Origin of the sequence: Methylobacillus rhizosphaerae (assembly GCF_900187985.1) — a bacterium.
Taxonomy (GTDB): Bacteria; Pseudomonadota; Gammaproteobacteria; order Burkholderiales; family Methylophilaceae; genus Methylobacillus; species Methylobacillus rhizosphaerae.
Genome location: NZ_FZOA01000006.1, coordinates 141,966 through 159,747 on the forward strand (window position 1 = coordinate 141,966; position 17,782 = coordinate 159,747).

Annotated in this window: 15 protein-coding genes; 9 read left to right on the forward strand and 6 right to left on the reverse strand. The window is 51.7% G+C overall.

Going from position 1 to position 17,782, the window contains the following annotated elements; all coding sequences use genetic code 11:
- Positions 1 to 106: 106 nt before the first annotated feature.
- From CHB59_RS08210 to CHB59_RS08225, 4 genes are all read left to right on the forward strand, one after another.
- Positions 107 to 1,213, forward strand: coding sequence for an NADH:flavin oxidoreductase/NADH oxidase (locus tag CHB59_RS08210; RefSeq protein WP_089375843.1), 1,107 nt, complete (start codon positions 107 to 109; stop codon positions 1,211 to 1,213).
- A gap of 120 nt (positions 1,214 to 1,333) precedes the next feature.
- Complete coding sequence (gene yfcF / locus CHB59_RS08215) at positions 1,334 to 1,966, forward strand: glutathione transferase (protein ID WP_089375844.1); 633 nt, start codon at positions 1,334 to 1,336, stop codon at positions 1,964 to 1,966.
- Between the two features lie 40 nt (positions 1,967 to 2,006).
- A complete protein-coding gene (gene hisN / locus CHB59_RS08220) occupies positions 2,007 to 2,795 on the forward strand; it encodes a histidinol-phosphatase (RefSeq protein ID WP_089375749.1) in 789 nt (262 codons plus the stop codon).
- Positions 2,785 to 3,321 carry a GNAT family N-acetyltransferase gene (locus CHB59_RS08225; protein WP_089375750.1) on the forward strand — a complete coding sequence of 179 codons (537 nt, stop codon included), beginning with the start codon at positions 2,785 to 2,787 and terminating at the stop codon, positions 3,319 to 3,321. Before hisN ends, CHB59_RS08225 begins: the two co-directional genes overlap by 11 nt.
- A 24-nt stretch (positions 3,322 to 3,345) precedes the next feature.
- On the opposite strand, the gene CHB59_RS08230 is transcribed toward CHB59_RS08225, so the two are convergent.
- The 3 genes from CHB59_RS08230 to CHB59_RS08240 form a co-directional block, all read right to left on the reverse strand.
- Positions 3,346 to 4,242, reverse strand: a complete 897-nt coding sequence (locus CHB59_RS08230; RefSeq protein WP_089375751.1) for an SDR family oxidoreductase — start codon at positions 4,240 to 4,242, stop codon at positions 3,346 to 3,348.
- A gap of 79 nt (positions 4,243 to 4,321) precedes the next feature.
- The gene (locus CHB59_RS08235; protein WP_089375752.1) at positions 4,322 to 4,579 is read right to left on the reverse strand and encodes a KGG domain-containing protein; all 258 of its coding nucleotides are present in this window, start codon (positions 4,577 to 4,579) and stop codon (positions 4,322 to 4,324) included.
- A gap of 228 nt (positions 4,580 to 4,807) precedes the next feature.
- Positions 4,808 to 6,031 (reverse strand): multidrug effflux MFS transporter, encoded by a 1,224-nt coding sequence (locus tag CHB59_RS08240; protein WP_089375753.1) that lies wholly within the window; start codon positions 6,029 to 6,031, stop codon positions 4,808 to 4,810.
- Positions 6,032 to 6,453: 422 nt separating this feature from the next.
- Here CHB59_RS08240 and CHB59_RS08245 point away from each other — a divergent pair, with 422 nt between their 5' ends.
- The gene (locus CHB59_RS08245; protein WP_089375754.1) at positions 6,454 to 7,434 is read left to right on the forward strand and encodes an IS5-like element ISKpn26 family transposase; all 981 of its coding nucleotides are present in this window, start codon (positions 6,454 to 6,456) and stop codon (positions 7,432 to 7,434) included.
- 415 nt (positions 7,435 to 7,849) lie between these two features.
- Here the strand turns inward: CHB59_RS08245 and CHB59_RS08255 are convergent, their stop codons facing one another.
- A complete protein-coding gene (locus CHB59_RS08255; RefSeq protein WP_089375755.1) occupies positions 7,850 to 8,917 on the reverse strand; it encodes a phenylacetaldoxime dehydratase family protein in 1,068 nt (355 codons plus the stop codon).
- The gene (locus tag CHB59_RS08260) at positions 8,914 to 10,395 is read right to left on the reverse strand and encodes a sodium:solute symporter family protein (RefSeq protein WP_179212114.1); all 1,482 of its coding nucleotides are present in this window, start codon (positions 10,393 to 10,395) and stop codon (positions 8,914 to 8,916) included. The genes CHB59_RS08255 and CHB59_RS08260 overlap by 4 nt, the downstream gene beginning before the upstream one ends.
- A gap of 301 nt (positions 10,396 to 10,696) precedes the next feature.
- Here CHB59_RS08260 and CHB59_RS08270 point away from each other — a divergent pair, with 301 nt between their 5' ends.
- The 4 genes from CHB59_RS08270 to CHB59_RS08285 all read left to right on the forward strand — a co-directional run bounded on the left by CHB59_RS08270 (position 10,697) and on the right by CHB59_RS08285 (position 16,946).
- A complete protein-coding gene (locus CHB59_RS08270; protein WP_179212115.1) occupies positions 10,697 to 11,722 on the forward strand; it encodes a helix-turn-helix transcriptional regulator in 1,026 nt (341 codons plus the stop codon).
- A 624-nt stretch (positions 11,723 to 12,346) separates the two neighbouring features.
- On the forward strand, positions 12,347 to 12,637 hold the full coding sequence (gene groES / locus CHB59_RS08275; RefSeq protein WP_089375758.1) for a co-chaperone GroES: 291 nt from the start codon (positions 12,347 to 12,349) through the stop codon (positions 12,635 to 12,637).
- A gap of 45 nt (positions 12,638 to 12,682) precedes the next feature.
- Positions 12,683 to 14,317 (forward strand): chaperonin GroEL, encoded by a 1,635-nt coding sequence (gene groL, locus CHB59_RS08280; protein WP_089375759.1) that lies wholly within the window; start codon positions 12,683 to 12,685, stop codon positions 14,315 to 14,317.
- Positions 14,318 to 14,762: 445 nt separating this feature from the next.
- Positions 14,763 to 16,946 (forward strand): UvrD-helicase domain-containing protein, encoded by a 2,184-nt coding sequence (locus CHB59_RS08285; RefSeq protein WP_425435870.1) that lies wholly within the window; start codon positions 14,763 to 14,765, stop codon positions 16,944 to 16,946.
- Here the strand turns inward: CHB59_RS08285 and CHB59_RS08290 are convergent.
- Positions 16,941 to 17,726, reverse strand: coding sequence for a BPSS1780 family membrane protein (locus CHB59_RS08290; RefSeq protein ID WP_089375760.1), 786 nt, complete (start codon positions 17,724 to 17,726; stop codon positions 16,941 to 16,943). The genes CHB59_RS08285 and CHB59_RS08290 overlap by 6 nt on opposite strands.
- Between the last annotated feature and the right edge of the window lie 56 nt (positions 17,727 to 17,782).

The window sequence follows — 17,782 nt, forward strand, 5'->3', positions numbered from 1 at the left end:
TACTATGTTTCCATAGTTCGAATATTTTGGAACTATGGAAACATACCCAGATACGATCAGGGAAATGTTTCCATATTCACGCATCACTATTGAAAAAGGAAAAAGCATGGCAGACCTGTTTTCTTCATATCGCTTAAAAAATGTGGAATTGAGAAACCGCATTGCAATACCTCCCATGTGCCAGTATATGGCGATTGATGGTGTAGCCAATGACTGGCACAAGGCGCATTACGCAACCCTGGCGCGTGGCGGCAGCGGACTGGTCATCGTGGAAGCAACTGCCGTTGCCCCGGAAGGACGCATCACCCCGCATTGCCTGGGCTTATGGAATGATGACCAGGCCGAACAACTGCGCGAGATTGCCGCCGCCATCAAGGCAGCCGGTGCTGTGCCCGGTATTCAGATTGCCCATGCGGGACGCAAGGCCAGCGCCAATATCCCCTGGGAAGGCGATGACCATATTCCCGCGAACGATGTGCGGGGCTGGCAGACCATAGCTCCCTCAGCCAAGGCATTTGGCAGCTTGTTGCCGCGTGTCCCAACAGAAATGACTGTCGCGGATATCCTGCGTGTTCAGCAAAACTTTGTCGATGCCGCCAGCCGTGCTGTGGATGCAGGGTTTGAATGGCTGGAGCTGCACTTTGCCCACGGCTATCTGGCACAGAGCTTCACGTCCACTCACTCCAACCTGCGTAATGATGAATATGGCGGCAATGCTGAAAACAGGGGTCGCTTCGCTAGTGAGACACTGGCTGCAGTGCGCAAGGTCTGGCCAGAAAAACTGCCGCTGACTGCACGTTTTGGGGTATTGGAATTTGACGGACAGGATGAGCAAACCTTGAATGAATCCATCCAGTTAGTCAACCAATGGAAACAGCTCGGCCTGGATATGCTGAGTGTCAGCATAGGCTTCAGCACGCCAGAAGCCAGGATTCCATGGGGCCCTGCATTCCTGGCGCCAATTGCCCAGCGCGTACGTAATGAAGCCGGCATCCCGGTTTCATCGGCATGGGGGTTTGGCGCGCCAGACCTGGCTGATCAGGCTATCCGCAATGAGCAGCTGGACCTTGCCATGATAGGCCGTGCACACCTGGAAAACCCCAATTGGAGCTATCAGGCCGCCAAGGAACTGCACAAGGATAATCCTGCCTGGGTGCTGCCTGCCCCGTATGCACACTGGCTGTCTCGCTACAGCGACCCAAGACAGCGTTAATCCGAACCGGCCTGGCAACAGCTCCGAACAGCGGCCAGGCCGCTCATTGCAGGGTGCATGCAATTACAGCAGTATGATTTAGAATATCTATTGATCACTCAATACCGGGGCACAGGATTCATGTCATCACCTTTACAGCTATACGTCGATGCACGCTTCATCAGTCCATTCGCCATGTTCGCCTTTGTTGCATTGCATGAAAAATCATTGCCCTTCGAATTGATCACGGTTGACCTTGCTCAACAGGCACAACATGCGCCGGATTATATCGCCAGGTCACTGACCAATCGTGTCCCCACCTTGAGCCATGGTGATTTCCACCTGTCTGAATCATCCGCCATCACGGAATATCTGGATGCAACCTTCCCTGGCACAGACCTGTATCCACGCGACATTCCCTCTCGTGCACGAGCACTGCAGGTCCAGGCCTGGTTGCGTACCGACCTGATGCCACTTCGCCAGGAGCGAAGCACCGATCATGTTTTCTACCGTACTGCCTCTACCATGCCGCTGTCCCCGGAAGCCAGCCAGGCCAAGGATAAATTATTGCGTATTGCAGCAACATTGCTGCCCGCCGGTCACGATTACCTGTTCGGCGACTGGTCAATTGCCGATACTGAGCTGGCGCTGATGCTGAACCGGCTGGTGCTGGGCGGAGACCCCGTTCCCGAGCATCTGGCAAGCTATGCCACACACCAATGGCAGCGCCCTTCCGTGCAACAATGGCTTACGTTGCCCAGGCCGGCACTGTGAGCCTCATTTTCACCAGTCAATTTTGGGAACCTGATTACCAATGAGCATCACCGCAGCACAACTGGCAGAATTCCAGGTCTTTGCCGAACAACTGGCTGATACTGCCGCCGCTACCATCCTGCCTTACTTCAGGCAGCCACTCACTGTCACCAACAAAAGCGATCATCACTTCGACCCCGTCACCCAAGCGGACAAGGCGGCCGAGCGTGCCATGCGTGAACTGATCCGCCAGCATTATCCCCACCATGGCATTCTGGGTGAGGAAGAGGCGGCCTATCATGGAGAAAGTGAGGTCACCTGGGTGCTGGACCCGATTGATGGCACCCGGGCATTCATGACTGGCCTGCCACTCTGGGGAACGTTGATAGCCCTCAATGATGGAGAAAAACCGATACTGGGCCTGATGGACCAACCCTACACCCGTGAACGCTATGTCGGCACCCAAGCTTACAGTACAGGTAATGGCCTCCGCCTCAAGACCCGGGCCTGTAACAGCCTGGCCACGGCAAGACTGATGTGCACGACGCCAGATATGTTTGATGCAAAACGCAGACAGGCTTTTGATGATGTAGCCGCCTCAGCCCAACTGGTACGTTTCGGCGGTGATTGCTACGCCTATTGCATGCTGGCATCCGGATTTGTAGATGTCATTATTGAAGCCGACCTCAAGCCTTATGACGTACAGGCACTGATTCCCATTATCGAGGGTGCCGGCGGCATTATCACTTCATGGGATGGCAACACTGCACAGCATGGCGGTACAGTGCTCGCCTGTGGCGACCCAGAACTGCATGCGCATATACTGGAAAAACTGCGTCATGCCGCCTGATGTATGCCTGATAGAATGTAACGAAGAAGAACATGGAGAGGCCATCCGGGGCATCCTGAACGAGGCTATCCTCAATTCCACAGCGCTGTACGATTACACTCCCCGCTCTCCAGCAACCATGGCCGCCTGGTTTGCTGCCAAACGCGAAGCAGGCCACCCAGTCATCGGGATTGCAGACCCTCACAGCGGCACACTGCTTGGCTTTGCCACCTGGGGCGCATTCAGGTCATTCCCGGCATACAAATACACGGTCGAACACAGCCTCTATATTCACTCGTCCTATCGCGGATCAGGCCTGGGTAAGTTATTACTCACAAACATTATCCAGCGCGCACAACAGGCACAAGTACATGTGATGGTCGCGTGCATAGATACGGCCAACAGTGCCAGTATCAACTTGCACCTATCCGCAGGTTTTGTACATGCGGGTACATTCAGGCAGGTAGGTTTCAAATTCGGACAGTGGCTGGATGTCGCGTTTTACCAGCGACAACTGACAACACCAGCTCACCCCGCTGACGGCTAATCGGCTCCCATCGCAGCCCAACGGTTAACCATTCAGTATGATTCCTCCATTAGGGTGAATCACCTGACCAGTCATATACGATCCATCATTGGAGGCTAGTAGCACGTAAGTGGGCGCTACCTCACTTGGCTGCCCAGGCCTTCTCAGCAAGGTGTCTTGGCCGAAATGCTCCACCTCTCTGGCAGAAAAACTGGCAGGGATCAACGGAGTCCAGATCGGCCCGGGCGCAATCGCATTCACCGTAATATTCCGGTCTCCCAGGCTGATTGCCAGGGAACGGGTAAATGCCACAATCGCCCCCTTAGTGGCTGAATAGTCGATCAAGGAAGGGTTTCCCTTATAAGCCGTCACAGAAGCAGTATTGATGATCCGTGAGCCGGGGCTTAACAATGGCAAGGCCACTTTGGTCAGGTAGAACATGGAAAAGATATTGGTCCGGAAAGTATGCTCCAGTTGCGCCGCGCTGATATCCTCGAAGCTCGATTGCACATACTGCTGCCCTGCATTATTGACCAGGATATCCAGGGTACCGAACTCGCTCACGGCTTTCATGATGAGTTCCTCGCAGAATTCCGGATCACTGACATCGCCCTTGACCGCCACTCCCCTGCAACCCTGCTGATGAATCAACGCCAGCGTTTTCTCCGCGTCCTCCTGCTCATCATCCGATAAATAATTAATGACAATATCCGCGCCCTCGACAGCAAAATGAACGGCCACTGCCCTTCCTATCCCACTGTCCCCTCCGGTAATGACTGCCACCTTGCCTTTCAACTTCTCGCTGCCTTGATAAGCCGGATCAATATATTGCGGCCTGGGATCCATCGCGGCTTCCCTGCCCGGTTGAGTATCCTGGTGCTGGGGCGGTTGGTCCATATGGCGATGGTCACGTTCCCGTGCCAGTTCGTGGTTCAGAATCATGATGATCTCCTTTAGTCTCGCTCTATGGGATTGCATCTGGAAAGGAGTGGAACACTCCACTCCCTGACACACTGACTAATTACCGGCCACCGGCCCGCGAAGCACGACCGCCTTTACTGCCAGCTTTCTGCGCCTCCTCTGAACTGAACTCATGTGCAGTGCCTTTTTCATGCGCAATCCTTCCTCCCTTTTTTCCGGCCTCACGCGCCGATTGGGAGTCAAACTCATGCGCAGTGCCCTTGGCATGGGCCGCCTTTCCTCCCATGCTGGCAATTTCCCTTTGCTTTTGCGCGTCCATGGAAGCAAAACCACGGTTCGAAGTATTTGGGTAAGTCATGACATTTCTCCTGTCTTAAAGATAAAAGCCTGTCCAGTCAGTCACTGTAAAGGTCAGTTCATCTTAAAAATCACAGGCGCAATGCTTAATCCCCTGCCGTCCGATTAGGGTGTAGGAATGTAGTAACGATAGACAGCACAATATGTCAGGATCGCATCAGACTCACTAGCAATGAGCCACCGGGAGAAAATATTCTCGTGAAACTACTCTACTTGGCTTACCCTGCTTTTAACGATAAGTCTTATAGATATTCCACAGCACCACGTTGCCCACCAGCATCACCAACATCACGCTAGCATACAGCGTACCATTGCCAAGAATCACAGGCACGACGAAAGCCGAGAGCAGCACGAAAATCAAGGATTGGATAAAAGCTTGTACAGAGGCTGCCGTCCCCCGGCTTTGTGGAAACAGATCCAGTGCCAACATCATGGCGGCAGGCATCATCAAGGTAAGACCAAAGGTATACAGCAAGACAGGGACAACAGCCATCGGCATGCTTGGCTCAGTCAACAGGTTATAAAGCACATTGAAACCCGCCGCCACGCCCATGATGAGATGACTGCTGTTGATCATGGCATGATTGGAGACTCTTCCCGTGAGTCGCGTTGCCAATGCGGAACCAGCAATCAGACCTATCACGATAGGAATAAACAACCAGCCAAATTGCAGCGATGACATATGCATGACCTTGAAGATAAAGTCATGTGAACCGCCGACATACACCAGGAATCCTCCAAACCCTGTTGCAATGCAGCCAGACAACGCCAGAAATCTTGGCTCCCGGAAAATGCCAATATAGTTACCAAGGATGGACTTGAGCGCAAACTGCTGGCGACTGTGTGGAGGCAAGGTTTCGTCTATGCTCACAAAACACAATAACAGGATCAAGATGCCCAGCCCGCTGAGGAGAAAGAAACTGGATTGCCAGGGAAAATACTGGTGCAGCCAGCCACCCAGTAACGGGGCAATGGCCGGGGCAATCCCGAACAACATCGTAATCTGCGCAATCAGCCGTTGTGCCTGGACACCGGCAAACTTATCCCGGATAACAGCCTGCCCCACCACCGTACCAGCGCCAACAAACAATCCTTGCATGCCTCTGTAAACCAATAAGCTGGAGAAATTATCCGTCATGGCACACAAAAGCGAGGCGATGATGAATCCTGACAGGGAAACCAGAATCACAGGCCTGCGGCCGAAACTGTCTGAAAGCGCGCCATGGAACAGCATCATCGCGGTAAAGGTAAACAGATAGACCGTCAGGCTTTGCTGCGCCTGCGCCTGGCTGATAGCAAAGTGGGCTTCCATATCCGGGAAGAACGGAAAATAAGTATCTGTCGTGAATGGTCCCAGCATGGCTAGACATGCCAGCGCAAGCACCAAGGCCAGCATGGGGGAATGATCTTTTTTTATCGGCAACCCCGATACAGCCATGGATGAGTCTTTCATTATTCCAACAAATATCGGTTCAATGTATCACATTTCGATACACTAATCCATACCTTGAGCTCAGCAGCCTCCAAGAGGAGGCTATATTGATTTATTTCTGCCCCCGCACTGACTCAAGGCTCCCAAAAAGATGCTTGAGCCTGCGCGTCTCGCTGTCATCATTCTTGATTGTGACACTAAGCAGAATATAGACCGCCAGGTTAACAGGCAGCGCCAATACACCGGAGGTGACTCCCCAAGGCAAGGATGCTGAATGGAATATTCCAAGAAAAATGTCGTTTGCAATTCAGTTCGAGACTCTCACCTGATTCAAATCAGTCACTTGCAAATAATATCGCAAAATCATTTACTTAGGGAAGGTGCGAACAAGTTCCTGATATGAGATCATCATGTTCATCCGGAGCGCATCCCAGAGGGACATCATGAGCCATCAACTCACCTTCGCCGATAGTGAATTCAGCACTAAGCGCCGTCAGACCCGAAAAGAGATTTTCCTCTCCCGCATGGAGCAGATTCTGCCATGGCAGAATATGACCGCTGTCATCGAGCCGTTTTATCCCAAGGCGGGCAATGGCCGACGGCCCTATCCGCTGGAGACCATGCTGCGTATTCACTGCATGCAGCATTGGTACAACCTGAGCGACGGTGCCATGGAAGATGCCCTGTACGAAATCGCCTCCATGCGCCTGTTTGCCCGATTTTCCCTGGATAGCGCCCTGCCGAATCGCACCACCATCATGAATTTCCGCCACCTGCTCGAGCAGCATCAACTGGCCCGTCAATTGTTCAAGACCATCAATCGCTGGCTGGCCGAAGCAGGCGTCATGATGACCCAAGGCACTTTGGTAGATGCCACCATCATTGAGGCACCCAGCTCTACCAAGAACAAAGAGCAGCAACGCGATCCGGAGATGCATCAGACCAAGAAAGGCAATCAGTGGCACTTTGGCATGAAGGCCCACATTGGTGTCGATGCCAAGAGTGGCCTGACCCACAGCCTAGTCACCACCGCGGCCAACGAGCATGACCTCAATCAGCTGGGTAATCTGCTTCATGGAGAGGAGCAATTTGTCTCAACCGATGCCGGCTACCAAGGAGCGCCACAGCGCGAGGAGCTGGCCGAGGTGGATGTGGACTGGCTGATCGCCGAGCGTCCCGGCAAGGTAAAAACCTTGAAGCAGCATCCGCGCAAGAACAAAACGGCCATCAACATCGAATACATGAAAGCCAGCATCCGTGCCAAGGTGGAGCACCCGTTTCGCATCATCAAGCGGCAGTTCGGCTTCGTGAAAGCCAGATACAAGGGGCTGCTGAAAAACGATAACCAACTGGCGATGTTATTCACCCTGGCCAACCTGTTTCGGGTGGACCAAATGATACGTCAGTGGGAGAGATCTCAGTAAAAACCGGAAATAACGCCAGAAATGGCGGAAAAAATAGCCTAAATAGGCTGATTCGATGTGTTTGCGGGAAAAAAATCGGCCCAGATCCGCGAAATTTTAATCAGCGAGTCAGCTTGGGAAGAAATGACCTGCTTATTCGCACCTTCCTTAGAGTTTGCAACTCAAAATGATATTGAACAGGTTTTTTGCAATGAAATTCGAGATTTAACTAAACATATGTTTTTTAGAGAATTAATTACCCCTTGGACTTAAACGCTCTTCTGCATTTTCCCACTGCAGAAATCGTTTCAAAGCGTCTGAAGTGGGTAGCTGAGCCCAAAGTACATTGCATCTATCCATCCCTAACAGGCAATCTAGATAAAAAATAATCGATTGATGGGATTCGGAAGCAAGTCTATTCAAGTGAGTGGGCTAGTTAAGCAAGTTGCAGTAATCCAGTGGAGGGGTGGCAATTGATGTACTCAAAGTACTGTTCATCAGCAGCCATCACTGCGACTTCGTGATACGTGGTCAAACGAGCCTCACTACCAAGCTTGCTCATGTATTCTTGTGCTGCGGCAAATATCTTTAGGTGGGTTTGATGACTGGATGCCCATTTCTCTAGTGCATCTAGTCCGCTCCAATAGCTCAATCCATAACTCTGCCTGGCGATATATCCATCCTCACAAAGCAAAGTAACGAACCGGTTGCTGTAACAGCCGATCTCCAAACCTTGCTCACTTAAATACCCCATCCCTTGCACTAGGCTTGGAAGGATGACTTTTTGATACAGAGCAATCTCAGTCTGATCTGCGTTCTCCCAGTTTTGCCCAGACCTGATCAAGCACATATAGTCATGAGGAACGACAAGCTTTCGCTTAGCGTTGTCATGTTTAGATACCACAGAAGGTAATCCGACTGAGGCCAAAGAATCATATTGAGCGGCAGGAATGCGATGACGCATGGCTCCCCAATAAGCGTGCTCTTTGATTTCTCCACTCATGGCATCTGCCAGATTGCCCAGACTTTGAAATTCTGGGGTCGCATAGTGGGTTTCAAAGAAGTCAATTTTTGGCATAAAGACTTCTTTGAAATATCCTACGCCATCCTCTTCCCGCTGATTCGACTCCCACCAACCTTGCACAAGATCACTCGCGCACCAATGCTGATAAGCCATTACCGAATCCCAAAATAGCGCAAATATATGGGTTTCATATTCGTCCCCATCAACTCCTTTCGCTTGATCAACGTATAAGGGGCCACTGGCCAAGCTGACAAGTTCCTCTACCGATATCGCTGCAGCCTTCAAGGCTTTGCGATTACCCTCTGGTCGCAGCTGAATTCCGAGATAACACATCACGACCTGGTTGATATCTTTGCTGAATCTAGCCACATAAGTGGGATACGGCGGTGGTTCTGCACTGCTCCTGAAAGGACATAGCCCTGGTTTACGCAAGTGTTCTGGAATCGCAGACTCAAGTTCTCTGTGATCGGTGGTGCTCATGACATCGGCCTGTTGCCACTTCTGGCAATCTCGAAAATCCCGTCAATGCGGCGTTGTTCTTCTGCTGAATGAGGTAGTAGATATGCAGCTGCAACATACACCACGAAATTGACTGCCAGCCCGATCAAACCAGAGCTGAGCCCATATGCCTGTCCTATTAACGCGGGAAATGCTGTTTCCAGCAGCACTGCGGTTATGAAACCAAGCACCATGCCTGCTATTGCGCCTGTGGCATTACCCCGTTTCCAGAATATGCCCAGAAACTGCGGTACCGCTAATTGAATAATGCCCTGATACGCCAGCACAGCCAGTGAGAACAAGGCTGGCAGCTTCATGCAAGCCAGCCAGGCCGAGAGCGCGGTAAGAATGACCATGCCAAACTTGGCAATAAAAATCAGCTGAGGATGTGTCAGCGTGCGGTAGTTGCCCACCAGATCATTGGCGATCTGTGCACCTGTTGCCTGAATATTGCCATCGATGTGCCCCATGGATGCGGCCAGCAGTATCACACCAGCCAAGCCCAGCAGCCATACCCCTCCCGCCTGCTGACTGGCCAAGAACCAGACGTCATTGCTCTGTTCTGCAATACCTGGCAATCCAGAAGCCAGCATGCCGAACAACAGCAACGCTGTACCAAATACCAGCGAGACTGGCATGGCCAGTGCAGCGGATTTTTTCAGGCTATGCACACTGTCGGCTGTGAACAGGCGCACAAATATATAGGGCCAACACCAGCCACCTACTGTGCCGGTGAGAATCAGACTAAACACGTACAAAGGGCCTTGCTCGCTGCCAAAATCAGGTAAGCTGAACATCTGCTCAGACAGTGTAGCCAGGGTGATACCCTGGGCCTGTACCAGCCAGGCAATCAGCCCAATCAACACGCCAGTGCCGATCAAATAAGCCATGATGCCTTGCACCATGTCCGAGATCACAACCCCTCGCATGCCCATGCGCACAGTCCAAATCTGCCTGACCGCGATCAGGGCAACCCCCAGCACCACGGCCGTGGTAAAGCTAAGCTTGCCCAGCGACATATACTGGAACAAACCTCCCAGTGCCTGCATGCCCAGCACCAACCATGGAATCCCGGAAATAATGCCGATCACGGCAGCGATGGTACGGATGTGGCGCGAGTTATAGCGCAATGAGAACAGATCGGGCTGGGTCTTCAAATCAAAATGTTTGCCCCAGACCCACACAGACTGCGCCATCACATACATCAACACTACGGTCAAAAGGCTGTACACCAACACGTAGAAGGAAATGACACCACTTGCAGCAGCCAGCCCACCAAAAGCCGTAAACATGGCTCCGGGATACCAGGTATTGAGGAAGGACATCGCCTGGAATCTGGCATCAAATGAACGACCACCCACGGCATAATCCGTGAAGGATTTATCTTTGCGCTTGCTTAGCTGCAATACCACAACCACAAGCAAGAAAAAGGCGAGGATCTGGCCAAAGGTAATGATCATGCCTTGCCCTCACTATCCAGCCAATAAGCCACGACTACACTGGCTGTGATGCAGATCGAGACGAATAGAAAATAGCCAAGGTTTGCAGGTAGTCCCAAAAACAAACTTTGTTTATTTACCCACCAGTATATGGGTGGGGTGAGGGCCAGAATGGCATCAACGATGAACCAGAGCTTGATTAGAGATCGCCTGTTCAATATCATCACTTAACCCTTTGGTATACTTTCAAAAATAATTGGGCATTATCCTTTGGGGCGGGCAGCTTGCCCATACTGCAAATGTAGGGGTTCACATGGTAGCGATGGCCTTTAGTACTGAAGAAACCTTAATTGGCGATTTATATCAAGCTGCGCTGAAGGAACCCGCTGCAAGCTTTCAGCAGCGCGCTTTGCAAATGCTGGGCCGCAGCATCGGCTTTGATCAGGCGTGGTGGGGCATTCTCTCGCCCAATAGCCATGGCTTCAGTTTGCGCAGTTCATTCCGCCATGAATTGCCCCTGGCTTTTGAAGAGCACTGGAAGCTTGTAAGCGCAGATGACACCCTGGCCTCAGATGTACACCGTGCGCCCAAGACCACGATTCATTACACTCCTGCTGACCTCAGTTCTACGCCTGGCTTGAAGTCCCTGAATGGTGAACAAGGCATTCAGCATGCCCTATGTACTTCTATTTTCCTCCCTGGGCAGGATGCGTTCTTCTTTATTACGCTATTTAGGTCAGGTCAGTATGCCCAGCCTTTTACGCCACATGCCATCTCGCTCAAACAGCAATTGACATCCCATATCTACCTCAGCTGGAAAGCCAATCTTGAAGCTGAAATTGAAAGAATGCACATCCCCAACATGTTATTGAAAGCCTCTACAGCATTCATTGACGACACTGGTTTGATCCTGTGTGCCGATAGCGCATTCGCAGACATGTTCAGAGAGCTGTGCCCCAAGTGGCGTACTCCTGACCACATTGCATTAAATCTGTTGAATAGCGCGTCAATGAGTGCCAATGGTCAATTTCAAATCCGCTCCAGCCTGGCTGGCGGACTGCAACGGTTGGATATCAGTCGTGATTTAATTTTCAACCGGCTCACCGCCCGAGAAAAGGAAATTGCATTACTTTATGCAGACGGAAAATCCTATAAAGACATCGCTTTTGATCTTGCGCTTTCCCCCACCACCGTCAGGCATTACCTGCGCCTCATCTACGCAAAAGCAGAAATTACGGATAAATCAGAGCTAGTACGTTTAAGCGATGAATACTCAAGCATGCTAACAATGAAGGAAATGACAGGAGCTGCTGAGAAAGCATCTGAGTTCTTATTGTCTCGGATGTAATTGAGGCAAATCGCCATCTTGCAGCGCGTAGCTTGCCTCCCATGAAACCCCTACATGTAGTTTTTAACACGCCTGCCAGTGGCTTAAGTTGCACTTCACTCAATCCTTGGAGTATTAAAGCAAGACTGGCCTTATCCATTAAACCCGTGATTTGAGGGTATCAACTCCGTCGGGATGGTAATTATGGGTGATGATGAAAGACTGGCTGCCAGCCGTGGATGGCTTTGCTTGCCTATTTGCTAGAACCATACTTTCATTTTTTTCATTGTAGAGATAGAGTTGTAAGTTGATAGGCCAATGTTAAACATGGTCTCCTAAAGCATGAGATGAAGTCCATACCAGTGCGACTGTTTAAGATACCGTCCTGGTGACCCTGTTGGGTCTTCATTGTTAGGGCTTAAATTGCAACGCGACATTTTGAATAATGTCCCTTGGGGAGAAGGTTATCTGTCATGCATACATGTCCACCACCAACAGACGACAGAAAAAATCCAATGAAGCTCTTGAAAAAACAAGGTCCTGTCCCTATTATTAGCACTCAATAGGGGTGAGTGCTAAACCACCTCTAGCAACCGAACTTGTAACAAATTCAATGTTCAACCCAAGATTTTAGGAGAGAAACACATGGCAATTCGCCCATTGCAAGACCGCGTTATCGTGAAACGCCTGGAAGAAGAACGCAAGACTGCGTCTGGTATCGTCATCCCTGATTCCGCTGCCGAGAAGCCAGATCAAGGTGAAGTGCTTGCTGTTGGTCCAGGCAAGAAGGACGACAACGGCAAGGCAATCGCGCTGGACGTTAAGGTTGGTGACAAGGTGCTGTTTGGCAAGTATGCAGGCCAGGCCGTCAAGGTCAATGGCGATGAAGTATTGGTACTGCGTGAAGATGACATCCTGGGCGTTGTAGAAGCCTGATCGTTCACACCACACAGCTCAAACAAGTTTCAATAGGAGATATAAATGGCTGCAAAACAAGTTATTTTCGGCGATGAGGCACGTGCCAAGATCGTTAACGGCGTTAACGTGCTGGCGAATGCAGTAAAGGTTACTCTTGGTCCTAAGGGCCGCAACGTTGTGCTGGAGCGTTCCTTCGGTTCCCCAACCGTCACCAAGGATGGTGTTTCGGTTGCCAAGGAAATCGAGCTGAGCGACAAGCTGGAAAACATGGGTGCACAATTGGTGAAGGAAGTAGCTTCCAAGACCAACGACAATGCAGGTGACGGTACTACTACTGCTACTGTTCTGGCCCAGGCTATCGTACGCGAAGGCTTCAAGTACGTGGCTGCCGGTTTCAACCCAACAGACCTCAAGCGCGGTATCGACAAGGCTGTTGCCGAGATCGTGAATGAAATCAAGGCAATCTCCAAGCCTACTACCACCAGCAAGGAAATTGCCCAGGTTGGTTCAATTTCTGCCAACTCCGATACTGACATTGGCCAGATCATTGCTGATGCCATGGACAAGGTAGGCAAGGAAGGCGTCATCACTGTAGAAGATGGTTCCGGCCTGGAAAATGAACTGGACGTGGTTGAAGGCATGCAGTTCGACCGTGGTTACCTGTCTCCCTACTTCATCAACAATCCAGAGCGTCAAATCGCCTTGCTGGAAAATCCATTTGTCCTGTTGTTCGACAAAAAAATCAGCAACATCCGCGATCTGCTGCCGACACTGGAGCAAGTTGCCAAGGCTGGTCGTCCTCTGCTGATCATTGCAGAAGATGTAGAAGGCGAAGCACTGGCCACCCTGGTTGTGAACAACATTCGCGGCATCCTGAAGACTGTGGCTGTCAAGGCACCTGGCTTCGGCGACCGTCGCAAGGCTATGCTGGAAGATATCGCCATCCTGACTGGCGGCAATGTGATTGCTGAAGAAGTTGGCCTGAGCCTGGAAAAAGTCACCCTGGAAGACCTCGGTCAAGCCAAGCGTGTTGAAATCGGCAAGGAAAACACCACTATCATCGACGGTAACGGTACCGAAAGCAACATCAAGGTGCGTATCGACCAGATCAAGAAGCAAGTCGAAGAAGCCACCAGCGATTACGACCGTGAAAAACTGCAAGAACGCGTGGCCAAGCTGGCTGGCGGTGTTGCAGTAATCAAGGTTGGTGCTGCAACAGAAACCGAAATGAAGGAAAAGAAGGCTCGCGTTGAAGATGCATTGCATGCGACACGTGCCGCTGTTGAAGAAGGCATCGTGCCTGGCGGTGGCGTTGCCCTGTTGCGCGCACGCTCCTCCATCAAGGAACTGAAGGGCGAAAACCCAGACCAGGATGCTGGTATCAAGATCGTACTGCGTGCGATTGAAGAACCGCTGCGTCAGATCGTGGCCAACGCCGGTGACGAGCCATCTGTTGTTGTGAACAAGGTACTGGAAGGTACTGGAAACTACGGTTACAACGCTTCCAACGGCACTTACGGCGACCTGGTGGAACTGGGTGTTCTTGATCCAGCCAAGGTAACACGCTCTGCCCTGCAGAATGCTGCTTCCGTAGCGTCCTTGATCCTGACTACTGATGCCCTGGTTGCAGAGTTGCCTAAGGAAGAAGCTGCACCTGCAATGCCAGATGCAGGCGGTATGGGTGGTATGGGCTTCTAAACAGAAACCCGTATTGCAGGTCTCTGACCTGCCCTGCTGCACAAGAAGCCCCGGCATGCCGGGGCTTTTTTATATCCAGCAACACACTAGGCCATTACTGACTGTTGAAGTTTCACCACTCATGCCATGGAATCATGGTCGATTTCATATCGATCGATACGCTGGATTGCATTTCCAGAAACAACAGGCAAAAAAAACCCCGATTAAAGGGGAGTAAAATCGGGGTAAGCATTTAAGCCTTATCAGATAAGGCTCCCCGCTCAGGGAGGAAAGCGGGAGACGAATGCGTCGTCTGGAAAATCAGACCGGCTCCAATAATGATAGTTCACATCAAGTGCGCTTTTTACATCTACTTACAATTACGCGCCAAAGCTGTACATCGGTTGTTTGTTCAATCGTTGCCCAATAGTTCTCTTAGCCCTCTGCACCTGCGATAATAGCCACTATGATGAATTCGACCGCTCCCACCTTACTTCTTGCCGGCCTCAATGATAAACAACTGGAGGCTGTTACCCTACCCCATCAATCGGCCCTGATCCTGGCCGGCGCTGGTAGCGGCAAAACACGTGTGCTTACCACGCGTATTGCATGGCTGATCCAAACTGGACAAGTATCTCCACATGGCATTTTGTCCGTGACCTTTACCAATAAGGCCGCCAAGGAAATGTTGACCCGCCTGGGTGCCATGTTGCCAATCAATATCCGTGGCATGTGGGCAGGCACTTTCCATGGATTATGCAACCGGTTGCTGCGCGCCCATCACCGCGAGGTAAATTTGCCAGCCACATTCCAGATTCTGGATACGGCTGATCAGCTGTCTGCCATCAAGCGCATCATGAAAGTGATGAATGTGGATGACGAGAAATTTCCTCCCAAGCAGGTATTAGGCTATATCAATAGCTGCAAGGAGGAAGGTTTGCGTGCCTATGCTGTCGAGTCATATGACAGCCACTCACAGCGCATGCGCGAAATTTTCGAGGAATATGACAAACAATGCCAGCGCGAAGGCGTGGTTGATTTTGCCGAACTGCTGTTGCGCTGCTATGAGTTATTAAGCAACAACGCCAGCATACGCGAACATTATCAACATCGCTTCCGCTACATTCTGGTGGATGAGTTCCAGGACACCAACCGCTTGCAGTACTTATGGCTAAGGCTGCTCGCTGGTTCGGACAACTGCATTTTTGCCGTGGGTGATGACGACCAGTCCATCTACGCCTTCCGTGGTGCGCGGGTCGGCAATATGCGGGATTTCGAACACGATTTCAACGTCCAGAACATCGTCAAGCTGGAGCAGAATTACCGTTCTCACAGCAATATTCTCGATGCGGCCAACGCCATCATCATGCACAACCGCAATCGCCTGGGCAAAAACCTCTGGACCTCTGCCGGCAAAGGTGAGCCCATCCGCGTATATGAAGGTTACAACGATAAGGACGAGGCGGTTTTCATTGTCGATGAGATCAAGGCCTTGCATGCAGAAGGCATGGAACTGGGCCAGATCGCCCTGCTTTACCGCTCCAATGCACAATCCCGCATCCTGGAGCATGAACTGTTCTCGGCAGGCTTGCCGTACCGGGTTTATGGCGGGCTGCGCTTTTTCGAGCGGGCAGAAGTCAAGCATGCACTTGCCTACCTGCGCCTGATCGCCAGCGGTGATGATGATACTGCACTGTTACGCGTCATCAATTTCCCGACACGTGGTATCGGTGCTCGCAGTCTGGAACAATTGCAGGAACTTGCGCGCCAGCAAGACAGCAGTCTGTGGCAGGCTGCCTGTACCAAAGCCGGTGACGGCAAACCAGGCCGTGGCCTCGATGGATTTGTCGCCCTGATCAAGCAGATGCAGGAAGAGTCCATCGGACTCACCCTGCCGGAGCAGGTCGAGCTTGCAACCCGCCTCTCCGGCCTGCGCGATCATTACGCTGCGGATAAAGAAGGTGAAGACCGTATTGCCAACCTGGATGAACTGGTCAATGCCGCCATTGCGTTCAATAATCAGGAAATCGGCATGCAAGTGGATGAGAATGGCGAAGTAGCGATGTCTATCCTGGCACAGTTCCTGGCGCATGCCAGCCTGGAATCAGGCGAGCATCAGGCAGATGCCGGGCGCGATGCCTTGCAATTGATGACAGTGCATGCGGCCAAGGGGCTGGAGTTCAACACGGTTTTCATCAGCGGTGTGGAAGAGGGCTTGTTCCCGCATGAGCAAAGCAGCTTCGAAGCCAATGGCCTGGAGGAGGAGCGCCGCCTGATGTATGTTGCCGTCACACGTGCACGGCAACGGCTTTACCTCAGCTTTGCCCAGAGCCGCATGCTGCATGGGCAAGTGCGTTACGGCATTCCATCCCGCTTTCTAGACGAAATCCCGGAGGAGCTAACCAAACGCCTCAACAGCATAGGCAGCAAATCCAATGGATATAACCAGCCAGTGCCTGTAGCCCCGGTGGCAAGGCCACAGGCCAACATGCCATGGAAAATCGGGCAGGCCGTTGCCCACAGCAAGTTCGGCCAGGGCGTGGTCGTGAATTATGAAGGAAATGCCAATGACCTGCGTGTGCAGGTCAATTTCGGCAAAGCAGGCATGAAATGGCTGGCGCTGGAATACGCCAAGTTGGAAACCCTATAGCAAATCAACCGTACCAGCTGGCTGTGGCATCTTGAAGATGTCACGGTTGCTGACATACTGGAATGCCAGCATCAAGGCACTAGATAACAGCATGCAGGCAAACACCAGCAGCAACATGAAGATTTCACTCAGAGAACTAGAGGCTGCGGACAGGATGCCAACCAACACCCCGAACAACATCATGCCCAGGATAATGATCAAGGTGATTGCTACCCAGGTAAACAACAAGGGCAGCAAGTACTGGATAAACGCTGCCAGGCTGGATTTGACCGCCTTGATCACGGAGTATTGCTGGAATGCCACCAATGCAGGCGCGAACCAGATGACCAGTACCAACGGCATCAACAACAGCATGAGCTTAGCCAGGATGGGCGTGGACTGCTCTACAATCTGCTCTGGTGTGGGGTCACCCTTGGCAAGCTCATTCAGCTTCACAGCATCATCTGCAGTCAGGAGATTGATCAATAATACATACACCACACAGATCGCACCCAGTGCCAGCAATTTTGGCAAGTAGGGCTTGATTTCATTGAGCAGATCACCCAGGTCGCTGTCACGCCCGATATCAGCATCCCGGTAAAACCCGACAGCCACTGCCAGGAAGGCAGGCAACATCAGGAACGCGAAGAATTTCAACCCGAGCAGGCTGGGCAGCATGGCGAAAAAGAACACATGCGCCAGGCCGAGCAGCATCCATTTGCCCGGTGCCTTGCGAAACAAGGCGAGAATATCGCGGACCCAGAGATTGACCTGCCCGATGAGTGTTGGTTTGCCTTGCATATTTCCCCCAGAAATTGCCAGCCGTCCAGCTGGCCTACAGCGTCGGCAGACCGCTG